This is a genomic window from Arcticibacter pallidicorallinus (assembly GCF_003002875.1).
In the GTDB taxonomy this organism is placed as follows: domain Bacteria; phylum Bacteroidota; class Bacteroidia; order Sphingobacteriales; family Sphingobacteriaceae; genus Arcticibacter; species Arcticibacter pallidicorallinus.
Genome location: NZ_PVTH01000001.1, coordinates 56,068 through 71,241 on the forward strand (window position 1 = coordinate 56,068; position 15,174 = coordinate 71,241).

14 protein-coding genes are annotated in these 15,174 nt (G+C 43.9%); 4 read left to right on the top strand and 10 right to left on the bottom strand.

Annotation, left to right across the window (positions count from 1 at the left end):
- Window positions 1-11 precede the first annotated feature (11 nt).
- Together rpoC and B0I27_RS00315 are read left to right on the top strand one after the other, a co-directional pair.
- Window positions 12-4,298 (top strand): DNA-directed RNA polymerase subunit beta', encoded by a 4,287-nt coding sequence (rpoC, locus tag B0I27_RS00310; protein ID WP_106290251.1) that lies wholly within the window; start codon window positions 12-14, stop codon window positions 4,296-4,298.
- A gap of 65 nt (window positions 4,299-4,363) precedes the next feature.
- Window positions 4,364-4,675 (top strand): DUF3467 domain-containing protein, encoded by a 312-nt coding sequence (locus B0I27_RS00315; protein WP_106290253.1) that lies wholly within the window; start codon window positions 4,364-4,366, stop codon window positions 4,673-4,675.
- Window positions 4,676-4,751: 76 nt separating this feature from the next.
- On the opposite strand, the gene miaA is transcribed toward B0I27_RS00315, so the two are convergent.
- The 5 genes from miaA to B0I27_RS00340 form a co-directional block, all read right to left on the bottom strand.
- Window positions 4,752-5,669, bottom strand: coding sequence for a tRNA (adenosine(37)-N6)-dimethylallyltransferase MiaA (miaA, locus tag B0I27_RS00320; protein WP_106290255.1), 918 nt, complete (start codon window positions 5,667-5,669; stop codon window positions 4,752-4,754).
- Window positions 5,670-5,684: 15 nt separating this feature from the next.
- On the bottom strand, window positions 5,685-6,335 hold the full coding sequence (locus tag B0I27_RS00325) for an IS1096 element passenger TnpR family protein (RefSeq protein ID WP_106290257.1): 651 nt from the start codon (window positions 6,333-6,335) through the stop codon (window positions 5,685-5,687).
- Between the two features lie 77 nt (window positions 6,336-6,412).
- The gene (locus B0I27_RS00330) at window positions 6,413-7,825 is read right to left on the bottom strand and encodes a CCA tRNA nucleotidyltransferase (RefSeq protein WP_106290259.1); all 1,413 of its coding nucleotides are present in this window, start codon (window positions 7,823-7,825) and stop codon (window positions 6,413-6,415) included.
- A gap of 119 nt (window positions 7,826-7,944) precedes the next feature.
- Entirely contained in the window at window positions 7,945-8,508 is a 564-nt protein-coding gene (locus B0I27_RS00335; RefSeq protein WP_106290261.1) for an L-threonylcarbamoyladenylate synthase, read from the bottom strand.
- A 154-nt stretch (window positions 8,509-8,662) separates the two neighbouring features.
- Window positions 8,663-9,481, bottom strand: coding sequence for a 2,3,4,5-tetrahydropyridine-2,6-dicarboxylate N-succinyltransferase (locus tag B0I27_RS00340; protein WP_106290263.1), 819 nt, complete (start codon window positions 9,479-9,481; stop codon window positions 8,663-8,665).
- Between the two features lie 115 nt (window positions 9,482-9,596).
- Here B0I27_RS00340 and B0I27_RS00345 point away from each other — a divergent pair, with 115 nt between their 5' ends.
- On the top strand, window positions 9,597-10,001 hold the full coding sequence (locus B0I27_RS00345) for an RNA-binding S4 domain-containing protein (protein ID WP_106290265.1): 405 nt from the start codon (window positions 9,597-9,599) through the stop codon (window positions 9,999-10,001).
- Window positions 10,002-10,024: 23 nt separating this feature from the next.
- Here the strand turns inward: B0I27_RS00345 and B0I27_RS00350 are convergent, their stop codons facing one another.
- Together B0I27_RS00350 and B0I27_RS00355 are read right to left on the bottom strand one after the other, a co-directional pair.
- Window positions 10,025-10,501, bottom strand: coding sequence for a nucleoside deaminase (locus B0I27_RS00350; protein WP_106290267.1), 477 nt, complete (start codon window positions 10,499-10,501; stop codon window positions 10,025-10,027).
- 87 nt (window positions 10,502-10,588) lie between these two features.
- Window positions 10,589-11,188 carry an OmpH/Skp family outer membrane protein gene (locus tag B0I27_RS00355; RefSeq protein ID WP_106290269.1) on the bottom strand — a complete coding sequence of 200 codons (600 nt, stop codon included), beginning with the start codon at window positions 11,186-11,188 and terminating at the stop codon, window positions 10,589-10,591.
- A 151-nt stretch (window positions 11,189-11,339) separates the two neighbouring features.
- On the opposite strand from B0I27_RS00355, the gene gyrB reads away from it, so the two are divergent.
- Window positions 11,340-13,298, top strand: a complete 1,959-nt coding sequence (gene gyrB / locus B0I27_RS00360; protein WP_106290271.1) for a DNA topoisomerase (ATP-hydrolyzing) subunit B — start codon at window positions 11,340-11,342, stop codon at window positions 13,296-13,298.
- Window positions 13,299-13,436: 138 nt separating this feature from the next.
- Here gyrB and B0I27_RS00365 read toward each other — a convergent pair whose 3' ends face one another.
- Genes B0I27_RS00365 through mdh form a run of 3 tightly spaced genes read right to left on the bottom strand, consistent with a single transcriptional unit; the run spans window position 13,437 to window position 15,158 of the window.
- A complete protein-coding gene (locus B0I27_RS00365; protein WP_106290273.1) occupies window positions 13,437-13,814 on the bottom strand; it encodes a group III truncated hemoglobin in 378 nt (125 codons plus the stop codon).
- Window positions 13,807-14,232: a retropepsin-like aspartic protease gene (locus tag B0I27_RS00370; protein ID WP_106290275.1), complete on the bottom strand. Its 426-nt coding sequence runs from the start codon at window positions 14,230-14,232 to the stop codon at window positions 13,807-13,809. The genes B0I27_RS00365 and B0I27_RS00370 overlap by 8 nt, the downstream gene beginning before the upstream one ends.
- On the bottom strand, window positions 14,232-15,158 hold the full coding sequence (gene mdh, locus B0I27_RS00375; protein WP_106290277.1) for a malate dehydrogenase: 927 nt from the start codon (window positions 15,156-15,158) through the stop codon (window positions 14,232-14,234). The genes B0I27_RS00370 and mdh overlap by 1 nt, the downstream gene beginning before the upstream one ends.
- Between the last annotated feature and the right edge of the window lie 16 nt (window positions 15,159-15,174).

The following is a 15,174-nucleotide window of genomic DNA, read 5'->3' on the forward strand; positions in this document are numbered from 1 at the left end:
TAATAAAAGCTATGTCTTATAAAAAGGATAATAAAATAAAAAGCAATTTCACCTCGATTACGATTAGCCTGGCTTCTCCGGAATCTATCCTGGAGCGTTCAAGCGGTGAAGTTTTAAAGCCTGAGACGATTAACTATCGTACCTACAAACCGGAGCGTGACGGTTTATTTTGTGAGCGTATATTCGGTCCGGTAAAGGATTACGAATGTCATTGCGGTAAATACAAGCGTATTCGTTATAAAGGTATTGTTTGCGACCGTTGCGGTGTTGAAGTAACTGAGAAGAAAGTACGTCGTGAGCGTATGGGCCACATCAACCTTGTTGTGCCTGTTGCGCATATCTGGTACTTCCGTTCTTTGCCTAATAAAATCGGTTACCTGTTAGGTCTTCCTACCAAGAAACTAGATTTAATCATTTATTACGAGCGTTATGTTGTTATTCAGCCAGGTGTTAAAGAGGCTGATGGCATCAACAAAATGGATTTCCTGACTGAAGAGGAATACTTGGATATCCTGGATACCCTTCCTAAGGAAAACCAGTACCTGGATGATAAGGATCCGCAGAAATTCGTTGCTAAGATGGGAGCTGAAGCTCTTGAGGAACTTCTTAAGCGTCTGGATCTTGATCAGCAGTCATACGACCTGCGTCACCAGGCTGCAAACGAAACCTCTCAGCAACGTAAAAATGAGGCGTTAAAGCGTCTTCATGTTGTGGAGTCTTTCCGTGGTGCACGTAAAAATATTGAAAACCGTCCTGAGTGGATGATCGTAAAGATCGTTCCTGTTATACCTCCTGAGCTGCGCCCGTTGGTACCTCTTGAAGGTGGACGTTTCGCGACATCAGATTTGAATGATCTTTACCGTCGTGTAATCATCCGTAATAACCGTCTGAAAAGACTTATCGAGATTAAAGCTCCTGAAGTAATCTTACGTAATGAGAAGCGTATGTTACAGGAAGCTGTTGACTCTTTGTTTGACAATTCACGTAAGGTTAACGCGGTTAAAACGGAAGGTAACCGTGCTTTGAAATCTCTTTCGGATATTCTGAAAGGTAAACAAGGTCGTTTCCGTCAAAACTTATTAGGTAAACGTGTGGATTACTCTGCCCGTTCTGTAATTGTTGTAGGCCCTAGCCTGAAATTACATGAGTGTGGTTTACCAAAAGATATGGCTGCTGAGCTTTTCAAACCATTCATCATCCGCAAGATGATCGAAAGAGGTGTTGTTAAGACAGTAAAGTCTGCCAAGAAGATCGTAGATCGCAAGGATCCTATTGTTTGGGATATCCTGGAGAATGTGTTAAAGGGACACCCTGTGTTGCTTAACCGTGCTCCTACGCTACACAGATTGGGTATCCAGTCCTTCCAGCCTAAGCTGATTGAAGGAAAGGCTATTCAGCTTCACCCTCTTGTATGTACAGCATTCAACGCGGATTTTGACGGTGACCAGATGGCTGTTCACTTACCGCTTGGCCACGCTGCAATTCTTGAGGCGCAGATCTTGATGCTTGCTTCTCATAACATTTTGAACCCTGCGAACGGTACTCCTATTACAGTTCCTTCTCAGGATATGGTTTTGGGTCTTTATTATATTACTAAAGGCCGTAAAACTGATGAGGGAAGAGTTGTTAAGGGACAGGGACAAACTTTCTACTCGGCTGAAGAGGTTATCATCGCTTACAATGAGCGTAAAATAGATCTTCACGCATTTATCAAGATAAAAGCGAAGACGAAAGAGAAAGATGGCACTATCGTTAGCAAAATCATTGATACTACTGTAGGACGTGTTCTGTTTAATCAGATGGTTCCGGAAGAAGTAGGATTCATCAATCAGCTTTTAACCAAGAAATCACTTCGTGACATTATTGGAGAAGTTGTGAAAGTAACAGGTATGGCGCGTGCTGCCCAGTTCCTTGATGACATTAAGGAGCTAGGATTCCAGATGGCATTCCACGGTGGACTATCTTTCAACCTTTTGGATATCAATATTCCTGATTCTAAGGTGACGTTGATTGAGCAGGCAACCAAGGAAGTTGATGAAGTAATGAATAACTACAACATGGGTTTCATTACCAACAACGAGCGTTATAATCAGATTATCGATATCTGGACCCGTATCAACAATCGATTAACCTCGAATGTAATGGATATTCTATCCAACGATAATCAAGGTTTCAATTCGGTATACATGATGCTTGATTCAGGAGCACGTGGTTCGAAGGAGCAGATTCGTCAGCTTGCCGGAATGCGTGGTCTGATGGCCAAGCCTCAGAAGTCTGGCTCAGGTGGTGAGATTATCGAAAACCCGATTCTTTCCAACTTTAAAGAAGGTCTTTCGGTTCTCGAGTACTTTATCTCTACTCACGGTGCGCGTAAAGGTCTTGCAGATACGGCACTTAAGACAGCGGATGCTGGTTACCTGACTCGTCGTTTACATGACGTTGCACAGGATATGATCGTTGGGGAAACGGACTGCGGTACTTTAAGAGGTATTTATACAACTGCTCTGAAAGATAACGAGGATGTAGTTGAGCCGTTATACGACAGAATACTTGGTAGAACATCATTACATGATGTTTACGATCCGATCAGCGGTGAACTTCTTGTTTCTGCGAATCAGGATATTACTGAGGAGGTTGCAGAAACGATTGAATCTTCTCCACTTGAAGGTATCGAGATCCGTTCTGTACTTACTTGCGAAAGCAAGAGAGGGGTTTGTGGACTTTGTTACGGCCGTAACCTTGCATCAGGTAAGCGTGTGCAGGCTGGTGAAGCTGTCGGTGTAATCGCTGCACAGTCTATCGGTGAGCCGGGAACGCAGTTAACACTTCGTACATTCCACGTTGGGGGTACTGCATCGAACATCGCTGCTGAATCTCAGATTGTGGCTAAGTTTGAAGGTGTGATTGAATTTGAGAACATCAGAACTGTACCTTACGAAACTGAGGAGGGACCTGTTGAAGTCGTTCTGGGTCGTTCTGGCGAGTTCCGTATCATCGAGCCGGGAACCGGCAGAATGATCATGTCAAATAATATACCTTATGGTGCTTATTTGTACGTGAAAGAAGGACAGAAACTGGTTAAGGGTGACAGAATTTGTAGCTGGGATCCATATAACGCGGTGATCATTTCTGAGTATACTGGTAGGGTTACTTTTGAAGCGGTTATTGAGGGTGTTACCTTCCGTGAAGAGTCTGATGAGCAGACTGGCCACAGAGAAAAGGTAATTATTGATACGCGTGATAAGACAAAGAATCCGGTTATTCAGATTGCTGATGGCCAGGGACAGATTGTTAAGGGCTATAACATTCCGGTAGGTGCTCACATTGCGGTTGATGAAGGTGCTAAGATTAAGATGGGTGAGGTTATTGCTAAGATTCCTCGTTCAACCGGAAAAACAAGGGATATTACGGGTGGTCTTCCACGTGTAACGGAGCTTTTTGAAGCACGTAATCCTTCTAACCCGGCAGTAGTAACGGAGATCGACGGTGTAGTAACCCTGGGTGGTGTTAAGCGTGGTAACAGAGAGATTTCTATCGAGTCTAAAGATGGACAGCTTAAGAAATACCTTGTTCCGTTGTCTAAACACATCCTTGTACAGGATAATGACTTTGTGAAGGCTGGTATGCCGCTTTCTGATGGGTCTATTTCGCCTGCTGATATTCTATCTATCAAGGGTCCGGCTGCGGTTCAGGAATATCTTGTTAATGGTATTCAGGAAGTTTACCGTCTGCAGGGTGTGAAGATTAACGATAAGCATTTCGAGGTGATTGTTCACCAGATGATGCAGAAAGTTCAGATTGAGGATCCGGGTGATACTCGTTTCCTTGAGAGGGATGCTGTTGATCGTTGGGATTTTATGCTGGAGAACGATGATATCTACGACAAGAAGGTTGTTACAGACCCGGGAGATTCTTCAAATCTTAAAGCCGGACAGATCATTTCTGTGCGTAAATTGAGAGATGAGAACTCTGTGTTGAAGCGTAAAGATCTTAAATTGGTAGAAGCTCGTGATGCTATTGCGGCAACCTCCAGTCCGGTTCTTCAGGGTATCACCCGTGCGTCATTGGGTACTAAGTCGTTTATCTCTGCAGCTTCCTTCCAGGAAACTACAAAGGTTTTGAACGAGGCGGCTATAAGTGGTAAACGTGACAACCTGTTAGGTCTTAAAGAAAATGTAATTGTTGGTCACTTGATTCCGTCTGGTACGGGCTTACGTAGCTACGAGCGTATAATCGTTGGTTCTCAGGAAGAATACGATAAGCTTATGGCTTCAAAGCTTGAAGAGACAGAAGCTTAGACTTCGACAATTAAATAATATTTGCAAGTCCCCCTATTTTAGGGGGACTTTTTTATTTTTACACCATGGAAGAACAGAACAGAAACAACGAGTTAAATATAGAGCTCTCTGAGGAGGTCGCTGAAGGTATTTATTCCAATCTGGCTATCATCACGCACTCCAGTTCTGAGTTTGTGCTCGATTTCATACGTGTGATGCCAGGGGTACCAAAGGCAAGAGTGAAGTCGAGAATTATTCTTACTCCTGAGCATGCCAAGCGTTTATTAGGTGCTCTTGCGGATAATGTAGAGAAGTTTGAGGAGCAGAATGGGAGAATTAAGATCCAGGAAGAGGCGGCGTTACCTTTGACTTTCGGAGGGCCCACAGCGCAAGCGTAAACATTCTGAAGCACTTGTGTTGGTTTTCGTGGGTGTATGACCCTTGAGGAAGCTAATTGCTGTTTAAACGATAGTTCTACCTGTTATCGTCCAGCCTGCTTTCCACAAATTCAAGGATAGATGAGTAATCTTGAGGGTCGAACCAAGCGATCTCGGGGTCTTTACGAAACCAGGTTAGTTGACGTTTAGCGAACCTTCTCGTGTTTTGTTTGATACGTTCTACAGCCCCGTCGAGACTCGATTTACCGTCGAGATAGTCAAATAATTCGGAATAACCTACGGTATTCAGCGCGTTCAGATTTCTGTATGGGAGAAGCTGTTCGACCTCTTTGAGTAACCCATGCTCCATCATTATATCAACGCGCCTATTTATACGTTCATAAAGCTGGAGACGGTCTATATTCAGTCCTATTTTTATCGATCGAAAGGGCCGGCTTTTGCAGATCCCCGTGTCCCTGAAGGAAGAATAAGGCCTCCCGGTTGTTAACGATACCTCCAAAGCTCTAATGATGCGCTGAGGATTCTCCAAATCGACCTGTGTAGCATAGGTCGGATCAAGGGTTTGTAGTTGTGATTGCAGGGGTTTAATCCCTTCAGTAGCATAAACTTTATTTAGATCCGCACGTACGGTGGGATCTGTTTCGGGAAACAGGTCAAATCCTTCGGTGACAGCCTTAATAAAGAGGCCAGAGCCTCCCACCATTACGGCGACAGGATGAGACTCGAAAATTCCGTTTATTGTGGCTAAGGCCTCCGTTTCAAACTTCCCGGCGGAGTAGGTGTCCTGAATGGAAATAGAATCAACAAAGTGGTGAGGTACAATAGCAATTTCCGATTTCGTAGGCTTTGCCGTACCAATGCTCATCTCTTTATAAAACTGCCTTGAATCGGCGGATACAATTTCAGTACCGTAATTCAAGGCAATTTTTATGGCAAGGTCTGTCTTGCCTATAGCTGTAGGGCCGGTAACGACGATCAGCGACTTAGAACTCATATTTTAAAAAGGCGATTAATAATCATCTTTGCTATTTGAATCGAAATCGTCAGCTTCATAGTTGTCGCTATCTGAGAATTCGTCCATAAATTCGTCTTTTTCCTCCTCTTCTTGTCCCACCGTTCCACTCAACTCATCAACCGAATCAACAGTATCCATATCTTCTGTCTCTTCTTCGTTGATTCCGTATTCTGTCTCGTTCAGGAAATCAAAGTCTTCATCGTCTTCGCCATCAACCGGGGGAACAGGAATGGATCCAGGCATCTTTGGCGCTTCTCCAACGCTGCGTGAGAGGTGGGGATATTGTTTTCCTGCGTCCTCGTCCAGAATCTTAACCAATTCGACGTGAAAATCATAGGGACGTTCAAAATTATATGTGTAATAGAACTTCTGGTGAGGATCATCAATGAAGCGGCTTAACTTCGTGTTGCCCATTAAAGCGACGCCTCTTTCTATTTTCCTTTGGTTGGGTAAGTATGCTATCTCATCGCTTTTGATCCAGTAGTCGTTGCAGACAAAAAAGGACGACGACGTATCTGGTTTGTAACCGGTGCTTTTGTGTATAGCGAGATGTAAGTCTTCAAATGTTTGAGTGGATTTGATATCAATTTCCCTGACAACATCATCGTAATCTTCAAAAGTTACCTTGAATCTGTAAATAGCCATGACAAGTTTTGTGTTATATGCGTGTTAGAAATTGGCGTAACATTAACGCCGCCTTCTTCAATATGTTTCAAATTATTTTAATTACTACTTTGTATGGGTTGCAATCCCAATTCCTTTCCCCGGGCAACCATATAAGCAAGGCCTTCTTCGCGCGAGTTCCTTATTTCCCCTTCCAGGATGGCCTCCCGTATCTGGTTTTTTATTATGCCTACTTCACGACCGGCTTTTATACCAAAGGTTTCCATGATATCGAGGCCAGTGACAGGGGGTTGCCAGTTCCTGATCTGGTCGCGTTCCTCCACGTCCTTGAGCTTTTGTCTGACCAGCTCGAAGTTATTCCGGTATTTCTTCTTTTTATATTCGTTTTTAGTGGTGACGTCTGCATGGCAAAGCAACATAAGCGCTTCGACATCTTCTCCGGCGTCGAACAATAGGCGTCTGACAGCTGAATCTGTAACAATATCCTGTGCGATGACAATTGGCCTCAAGTGAAGTTGTACGAGCTTCTGTACAAATTTCATTTTTTCATTGAGTGGAAGCTTAAGCTGCGCAAATATCTTGGGAACCATTCTGGCTCCGCGATCTTCATGACCATGGAACGTCCATCCGTGGTTCGCATCAAAGCGCTTTGTCGCCGGTTTGGCAATATCGTGAAGAATAGCGGCCCAGCGTAACCAAAGGTCATCACTGGTTTCGCAAATATTATCCAGGACTTCAAGAGTATGGTAGAAATTGTCTTTATGGCCTTTTCCATTTATATATTCGACGCCGAATAGTTCAGCCATTTGTGGAAAGATGAGCTGGAGTAATCCGGTATCAAACAGGTAATTGAAGCCTATGGAAGGCTTGGCAGACAAAATGATTTTGTTTAGCTCGTCCGTAATACGTTCCTTCGAAACGATGCTGATACGCTCCTTAGAGGTCTTAATAGCCTCAATGGCGCGTTCTTCAATGGTAAATCCAAGCTGGGAAGCAAAGCGAACAGCTCGCATCATCCGCAGGGGATCGTCTGAAAACGTGTCCATCGGGTCTAACGGAGTGCGAATTATCTTGTCGTTGAGATCGGTAATGCCGTAGAACGGATCCACGAGCTCTCCGTAAGTTTCGGTATTGAGAGAAATAGCCATTGCGTTAATGCTGAAATCTCTGCGTTGCTGATCGTCTTCAAGGGTGCCATTCTCTACGATAGGCTTTCTGGAGTCAGATCGGTAAGATTCTTTGCGAGCTCCTACAAACTCCACCTCAAGGTCCTTATAGCGGAGCATCGCAGTTCCGAAGCTTTTAAATATGGAAACATTTGTCTTAAGTTCCGCAGCAGCTTTCTCTGCAAATTGGATTCCGTTTCCTATAACGAGTATATCGATATCTTTGGAAGCGCGCTTTAAAAAAATATCGCGTACGAATCCACCTATTACGTAAGCATCCACGCCACATTCGTCGGCAAGACGACTGAGTTTCTTAAATAAAGGATTGTTCAGGTGTTGTTTCATAAAAACAAGTTAGCCTTAACCTCTTCTGTGAAAAGGAGCACTTACAAGGATTGCAAAAATAGTTTAATTTGAGTATTTAAGATTGTCTAATTTTAATTAGCCGTTCAGACTGACGAATGTCATCGTCTAATGAAGGAAAAGCGTCCGTCTGGCTCAAGTTTCATGATTGTGGACGACTTTTTAGCACTCAAATCTGAACGTTCGAGATTTACTACATAATCCACTCCATTGATAATCGCATCTGAAATCTCCGAAAAGTTCCCTGGAGAAGGTTCGCCACTGATATTGGCAGACGTAGATACGATAGGTTTTCGAAACCGTTGAATGAGTTGCTGACAAAAATTATGATTGGGCACTCTTATTCCGATACTACCGTCTTCATGAATTACGTTCCTGGCAAGGTTCTTTGCGTTTGAATAGATGATGGTGAGGGGATTCTCGGCATATTCGATTAACGTATAGGCGATCTCAGGAACATCATTCACGTAGGATTGCAGCTTGTTATCACTGTCGAGCAGAACGATGAGACTCTTGCCCGCATCACGTCCTTTTAACGCATAGATACGGTCAACCGCTTCGGGATTGGTAGCATCACAGCCTATGCCCCATATTGTATCAGTAGGGTAGAGGATTATACCTCCTGATTTGAGTACTTCCAGTGCTTTCGTTATTTCTGCATGCATGCTGTGATTACAATTTTAATGTGGTGCGGCTTCGTCCAATGGCTTTCTAAGGCTAAAAGAGGAAAGCTTCAAGATCCAGAGAAGGTTGTTGAAGTTTGAACTGCATAATCCGTAACCTTTTGGCAAGGGGATTATGCAGTTACTTAAGATATGACTAGATCGCTACGCTATGTTCGCGAAGCGCATCATTCAGAGAAGTTTTTTTGTCTGTCGACTCTTTACGCTTGCCAATGATAAGCGCGCAAGGTACCTGGTACTCTCCCGCAGGAAACTTTTTTGTATAAGATCCAGGAATAACAACAGAGCGCTCTGGCACAACCATCTTGTGCTCCACGGGCTCAGGGCCGCTTACATCAATAATTTTGGTAGAAGCTGTAAGAACGACGTTAGCTCCAAGAACTGCTTCCTTACCTACGCGCACCCCTTCAACAACAATAGCACGGGAGCCGATGAAACAATTATCTTCAATTACTACGGGAGCTGCCTGAACAGGCTCAAGCACGCCACCGATACCAACGCCACCGCTAAGGTGAACGTTCTTACCAATCTGTGCGCACGAACCTACGGTCGCCCATGTATCAACCATCGTGCCTTCATCCACGAATGCACCAATATTTACATAAGAAGGCATCATAATTACGCCCTTAGCCAGGTAAGCGCCATAACGCGCTATTCCGTGGGGTACTACGCGGACACCTAATTCCTTGAAATTTGTTTTCAGTTTCATTTTATCATGGAAAACAAAAGGACCCACTTCTATTTCCTCCATCTGGCGGATTGGGAAATATAAGATCACGGCTTTTTTGATCCATTCATTAACATGCCACCCTCCAGCAACGGGTTCCGCTACTCTGAGTTCTCCTTTATCCAGCATGTCTACAACACGCTCAATGGATGTTGCATATTCACTGAAAGTAAGCAGCGTTCTATCTTCCCAGGCGTCTTCGACGTGTTTTTGTAGTTTAGCAATCATTTCAATATATTTTTAGCAAAATAAAGCTTTTTTAAGGACTTTTGTTAGATGCGGTATCAATAATAGGCCCTTCGCCTACGCTGACCGATGTGCAATAGTAGATATAAGAGCAGGCATGGCTGAAAAAGAGAGACTTCGGATAGATAAATACCTTTGGGCAATACGGATATTTAAAACGCGGACGCTGGCGACGGATGCCTGTAAAGCCGGTCGGGTTAAGCTAAACGGTCAGAATGTGAAACCCTCTTATGAGGTAAAGGTTGGCGAAGTATATCATGTCTCAAAGGGCATTGAACGTAAGCAGGTGAAGGTAACAGGCCTACTTTACAATCGGGCAGATGCCAAAACCGTTGTAGGTTATTACGAGGATATTACCCCTGAACAAGAAACATATGGTTTCAAATCGATGTTTCATGCACCTGCACTTAAAAGAGACAGGGGCACAGGCCGACCTACTAAAAAGGACAGGCGGGAGATCGATGATCTGCTAAACGACGATGAGGACGCCAATCAGGGGTAGGGCGTTTAAACGGACCACACCGATTAGTAAGGAGTCTTATTTTCCGAATCTCGCCACAAGTTAAACACTATGTTCGCCTCTCCGGCTAATATTTGCTGGGTTGGTAGCTGTCGCTTTCCGGCAGGTAAAGCGAGCTCATTGTAGATGAAGTCGTCATCGAACCCTGCAGCTGCCGCATCAACTCTTGTGCTGGCATAGAAAAGCTGGGAAAGCCTAGACCAATAGACAGCACCTAAACACATCGGACATGGCTCGCAGCTGGTGTACAAGATGCAGCCGGAAAGGTCAAATGTGCGTAGCTTCTCGCAGGCTTTTCGAATCGCAGATACCTCGGCATGTGCCGTAGGGTCATTCGTAGAAGTTACGAGATTCTGACTTTCAGCTATAATTACGTTGTCTTTCACAATCACTGCACCAAAAGGACCTCCGAGACATTGATGTATATTTTCCTCTGCCAGCGTGATCGCGCGTTGCATAAATCTGAGGTGCTGATCTTTCATGTGAATTACGATTTAACTTAAAGCAAAGAAGGCTGCAAGTTGAATTTGCAGCCTTCTTTGCTTTAACTTTAAGTAGTTAAAAAACGCTTATTTCTTATCTTTCGCGTATTTATCATTAAGACCCTTGACTACTTCTGTAGTAACGTCAAGGCTTTCGTCTGCAAAGAGTAAAGATGGATTGCTCTTCGAATAAGTCAGTACCATTTTATACCCTTTTTCCTTCGCATAAGCCTTTAAATACTCGGCCACTTTATCGTATAACTTTTCGTTTTCTCCGGCAGATTCGTTTGCCAAAGCCGAGCTGGCGTTCTGATTAAATGCTTCAAGCTCCTGTTGTTTACGTGCCAGACGTTGTTCGGTTGATGCTCGTTCATCAGCACTCATACCTTGAGCCTTCTGCTGATAGTCGGCTACCTCACGTTGAAAAGCTGTTCCTTTAGAACTTAAATCTTGCTGGGCCTTCTTAGATTTAGCCTCAAGCCTGGTTTTGATATCTTTAAAGTAGTTATAATTGCTAACCAGTGAATCAGAGTTAACAAATACTATCGGTTCTGTAGCTTTAGCTGCTGATGCCGTTGTAGCCGGCGCACTTGTCTTCACTTGTTCTTTATTGCCGCATGAAGCAACCATTGCAGCAATCATTAGTCCCGCTGTTAGTTTAGAGAATGTTCCGAATGATATTGTCATTTTTAAGTTTAATTTCACGCAAATATAATCTTTCGGATGATGTAAACAATTCTGGGAATCAGAATTCGGTTCGCCTTTGGCGCTTTATTGCCTGAAAATGCTGTAGTTCCACCTAAAATGGCTAAATTTGGTGATTGTTTTAAGATAAAATATGAGCGAAGAAAAGGAAGACAAAACTAATTATTCAGCGGATAATATTCAGGTTTTAGAAGGCCTGGAGGCAGTACGTAAGCGCCCCGCGATGTATATTGGCGATGTTGGTATAAAAGGGTTGCATCACCTTGTTTATGAAGTTGTTGACAACTCTATCGACGAAGCTCTCGCAGGGTATTGTACAGATATCATGGTGACGATTCACGCTGATAATTCCATTTCTGTAGAAGACAATGGCCGCGGTATTCCTACCGGGATAATGGCCAAAGAAAAAAAGTCAGCCCTGGAAGTCGTAATGACTGTTCTCCACGCGGGAGGTAAATTCGATAAGGATACATACAAGGTTTCCGGTGGTTTGCACGGAGTAGGGGTGTCATGCGTAAATGCACTATCTACACTGCTTGTTGCTACCATCCGCCGCGAGGGTAAGATATTTAAGCAAGAATACAGCTGCGGAAAGCCTCTATATGACGTAAAAGTAGTGGGAGAGTCGGATACAACCGGAACGACCATAACCTTTAGTCCGGATAGCAGCATATTCACCATGACGACTGAATATAAGTTCGAAACTTTAGCGGCGCGTCTGAGAGAGCTGGCCTACCTGAATAAGGGTATTCGTTTGTCTCTTACAGATGAGCGGGAAACGAACGATGACGGAACCTTTATCAGAGAAGATTTTCATTCTGAAGGTGGCTTAAGAGAGTTTGTTAAGTACCTCGACGGAACACGTACTCCGATCATCCCCGAACCGATTTACGTAGAAGGGGTTAAGCAAGGTATCCCGGTCGAGCTCGCACTTCAGTACAATGAAACGTATTCAGAGAATGTTCATTCTTATGTAAACAATATCAACACCATTGAGGGTGGAACGCATGTTGCCGGTTTCAGAAGAGGACTGACGCGTACTTTGAAGTCTTACGCAGAGAGATCTGGTTTGCTCAAGAATGTGAAAGTCGATATTAATGGAGATGACTTCCGGGAAGGACTCACTGCTGTAATATCTGTTAAGGTTCAGGAACCCCAGTTCGAGGGACAAACCAAGACGAAGCTCGGTAATAACGATGTGATGGGAGCTGTAGATATTGCTGTAGGAGAGATCCTCGGTAATTATCTGGAAGAAAATCCTAAAGAAGCTAAACTCATCGTCGGCAAGGTTATCCTTGCTGCTACTGCACGCGCTGCGGCTCGTAAGGCTAGAGAGATGGTTCAGCGTAAAACCGTTATGGGTGGGTCTGGACTTCCTGGAAAGTTGGCTGACTGTTCAGATAAAGATCCTGAGAAGTGTGAATTATACCTTGTAGAGGGAGACTCTGCGGGTGGTACGGCAAAGCAAGGACGGAACAGACATTACCAGGCTATTCTGCCTTTGAGAGGTAAAATCCTCAACGTAGAGAAGGCCATGGAGCATAAGATCTACGAGAACGAGGAAATAAAAAATATCTTCACCGCTCTAGGCGTAAGTATCGGTACTGCAGATGACGCCAAAGCTCTCAATATGGAGAAGCTAAGATATCACAAGGTGGTTATCATGACGGATGCGGATGTGGATGGTTCTCACATCACCACTTTAATCCTGACCTTCTTCTTCCGTTACATGAAGGAGTTGATTGAGTTCGGATATATCTATGTTGCATCTCCACCTTTATACCTCGTGAAAAAGGGCAAGGAACAAGCTTATGCATGGGATGACTCGCAGCGTGACGCTGCCATACAACGCTTGAAAGGAACCGGAAAAGAAGAAAACGTTCATGTTCAAAGATATAAAGGTCTTGGAGAGATGAACGCGGAGCAATTGTGGGATACCACAATGAACCCTGAAACACGTACTCTAAGACGTGCAACGATCGAGAATGCCGCAGAATGTGATCATATCTTCTCTATGCTGATGGGCGATGAGGTAGCACCTCGTCGTGAATTTATCGAGAAGAATGCACGATATGCTAAAATTGACGTATAACGTTTAGTAGACAATAAAAAAAGAAGGGCTGAATTACATTGTGATTCAGCCCTTCCTTGTTGGTACTGGCCATATGCTTTCTAAGGCAACAACTTATCGCAGGATATCAGCACCTAATCATTGAACTACAGCGCTTCGCTAAAACGGTCTGGTTATCTTAAGGAGCATCAGGTCGGCTATTGAAGACGCCTTTTGTTTCGCGAGTAAGGCCATTTCGCCCGAGAAATGCTCATCCACAATCTCGAAGAAAATACTTTTCCATCTGTCGAAATGCTTTTGCTCCAGGGCATGGACTTTGTTTAACTTAAAATGAACTTCCATGGGATTACCCTTAAAACCTTTCCTTCCGAAAAGAATGGTCTCCCAGAAATCATACATCTTTGGAAGGTGATGGTCCCAGTTAACTTGAGCCACATCTGTAAAGATATACCCGATAAGTTCGTCCTCCTGAACTTTGTCATAAAACGAATTGACAAGTAATTCGATGTCCTCCCTGGTCTCTAAATTCTTATTCATAGCTAAACGATATCTTCTTCAACGGATAATTAATGATAGCATTATATTGAACAAGAATATCTCCGCCAATCACCCCTATCACAGGAGTGACAGATAGTGTTTCATATGCTGTATTGATGGTCGAAAGATCAAGAACCGCTACTTCCAAGTGATGTATTATGAGGTCACCAATCTGAATCTGGGCAAGGGACAACGTGTAGCTTTCCATCGAATTAGTTCCCAGGCCGGTAGAAAGTTTGTCGCTCACGAGAAGCGTGGTCCCGTCAACATGATTTTCGATAGCGGCCTTATCCAAAACCGTTCTGGAGGCCCCCGTATCAATAACAGCTTTAAAGGTCTGATTAAACAAAACGACTTCCACCAAAGGGTGGAAGCCGTCGTCATTCAAATTCAGAATTTCAATGTTTACGTCTATCATTAAAAGCTCAAAACATCATTCATGTTCCTTACTGCGTCAGCGCTCTTCGCAAATGCAGCCTTTTCATCATCGCTAAGTTGAAGATCAATGATCTTCTCCCAGCCATTCTTTCCGATCACTACCGGAACACCAATGGCTATATCAGACTGTCCGTATTCACCTTCCAGAGAAACGCTGCAAGGAAGTAGTTTCTTTTCGTCTCTCAATATACTTTCCACAATCGCGGCGGTTCCCGCTCCCGGAGCATACCACGCTGAAGTGCCAATGAGTTTCGTGAGAGTAGCTCCTCCAACCATAGTTGCCGAAACCACTTTTTCCTGCTGGTCCTGACTTAAAAATTGAGTAACAGGAATGCTGTTCCAGGTAGCGTGCTTAATCAGGGGAATCATGGTCGTGTCGCCATGTCCACCGATAACCATCGCATTTAAATCAGCAGGAGAGCAGCCCAGTTCCTGACTCAGGTAATATTTAAAACGGGCAGAATCTAGCGCTCCTCCCATTCCGATAATCCTATTTTTAGGTAAGCCGGAAGTCTTCAGCGTAAGATAAGTCATCGTATCCATTGGATTAGATACAACGATGATTACCGCGTTAGGAGAATATTTAAGAATGTTTTCTGTAACACCCTTAACGATGTCAGCGTTGGTTCCGATAAGTTCTTCACGTGTCATACCTGGTTTGCGAGGCAGGCCGGAAGTAATAACCACTACATTAGAGTCAGCTGTACTTGCATAGTCGTTCGTACAACCCTTAATTTTAGTATCAAAACCTAACAGGGCTGAGGTTTGCATCATGTCAATTGACTTGCCTTCTGCAAATCCTTCTTTGATATCTAGTAGAATAAGCTCCTCGGCTAACTCTTTTCTGGCGATATTATCAGTACAGGTTGCTCCAACGGCACCTGCTCCAACTACTGTAACTTTCATGCTTTGCGGTTTTAAG

What these genes read in the sequence shown, in the direction of transcription:
- B0I27_RS00350 (WP_106290267.1), bottom strand. Translation starts at nt 10,501, where the DNA reads ATGAAAGATCAGCACCTCAGATTTATGCAACGCGCGATCACGCTGGCA.
- B0I27_RS00345 (WP_106290265.1), top strand. Translation starts at nt 9,597, where the DNA reads ATGGCTGAAAAAGAGAGACTTCGGATAGATAAATACCTTTGGGCAATA.
- B0I27_RS00370 (WP_106290275.1), bottom strand. Translation starts at nt 14,232, where the DNA reads ATGATAGACGTAAACATTGAAATTCTGAATTTGAATGACGACGGCTTC.
- B0I27_RS00335 (WP_106290261.1), bottom strand. Translation starts at nt 8,508, where the DNA reads ATGCATGCAGAAATAACGAAAGCACTGGAAGTACTCAAATCAGGAGGT.
- rpoC (WP_106290251.1), top strand. Translation starts at nt 12, where the DNA reads ATGTCTTATAAAAAGGATAATAAAATAAAAAGCAATTTCACCTCGATT.
- miaA (WP_106290255.1), bottom strand. Translation starts at nt 5,669, where the DNA reads ATGAGTTCTAAGTCGCTGATCGTCGTTACCGGCCCTACAGCTATAGGC.
- B0I27_RS00315 (WP_106290253.1), top strand. Translation starts at nt 4,364, where the DNA reads ATGGAAGAACAGAACAGAAACAACGAGTTAAATATAGAGCTCTCTGAG.
- B0I27_RS00330 (WP_106290259.1), bottom strand. Translation starts at nt 7,825, where the DNA reads ATGAAACAACACCTGAACAATCCTTTATTTAAGAAACTCAGTCGTCTT.
- B0I27_RS00355 (WP_106290269.1), bottom strand. Translation starts at nt 11,188, where the DNA reads ATGACAATATCATTCGGAACATTCTCTAAACTAACAGCGGGACTAATG.
- mdh (WP_106290277.1), bottom strand. Translation starts at nt 15,158, where the DNA reads ATGAAAGTTACAGTAGTTGGAGCAGGTGCCGTTGGAGCAACCTGTACT.
- B0I27_RS00365 (WP_106290273.1), bottom strand. Translation starts at nt 13,814, where the DNA reads ATGAATAAGAATTTAGAGACCAGGGAGGACATCGAATTACTTGTCAAT.
- B0I27_RS00340 (WP_106290263.1), bottom strand. Translation starts at nt 9,481, where the DNA reads ATGATTGCTAAACTACAAAAACACGTCGAAGACGCCTGGGAAGATAGA.
- gyrB (WP_106290271.1), top strand. Translation starts at nt 11,340, where the DNA reads ATGAGCGAAGAAAAGGAAGACAAAACTAATTATTCAGCGGATAATATT.
- B0I27_RS00325 (WP_106290257.1), bottom strand. Translation starts at nt 6,335, where the DNA reads ATGGCTATTTACAGATTCAAGGTAACTTTTGAAGATTACGATGATGTT.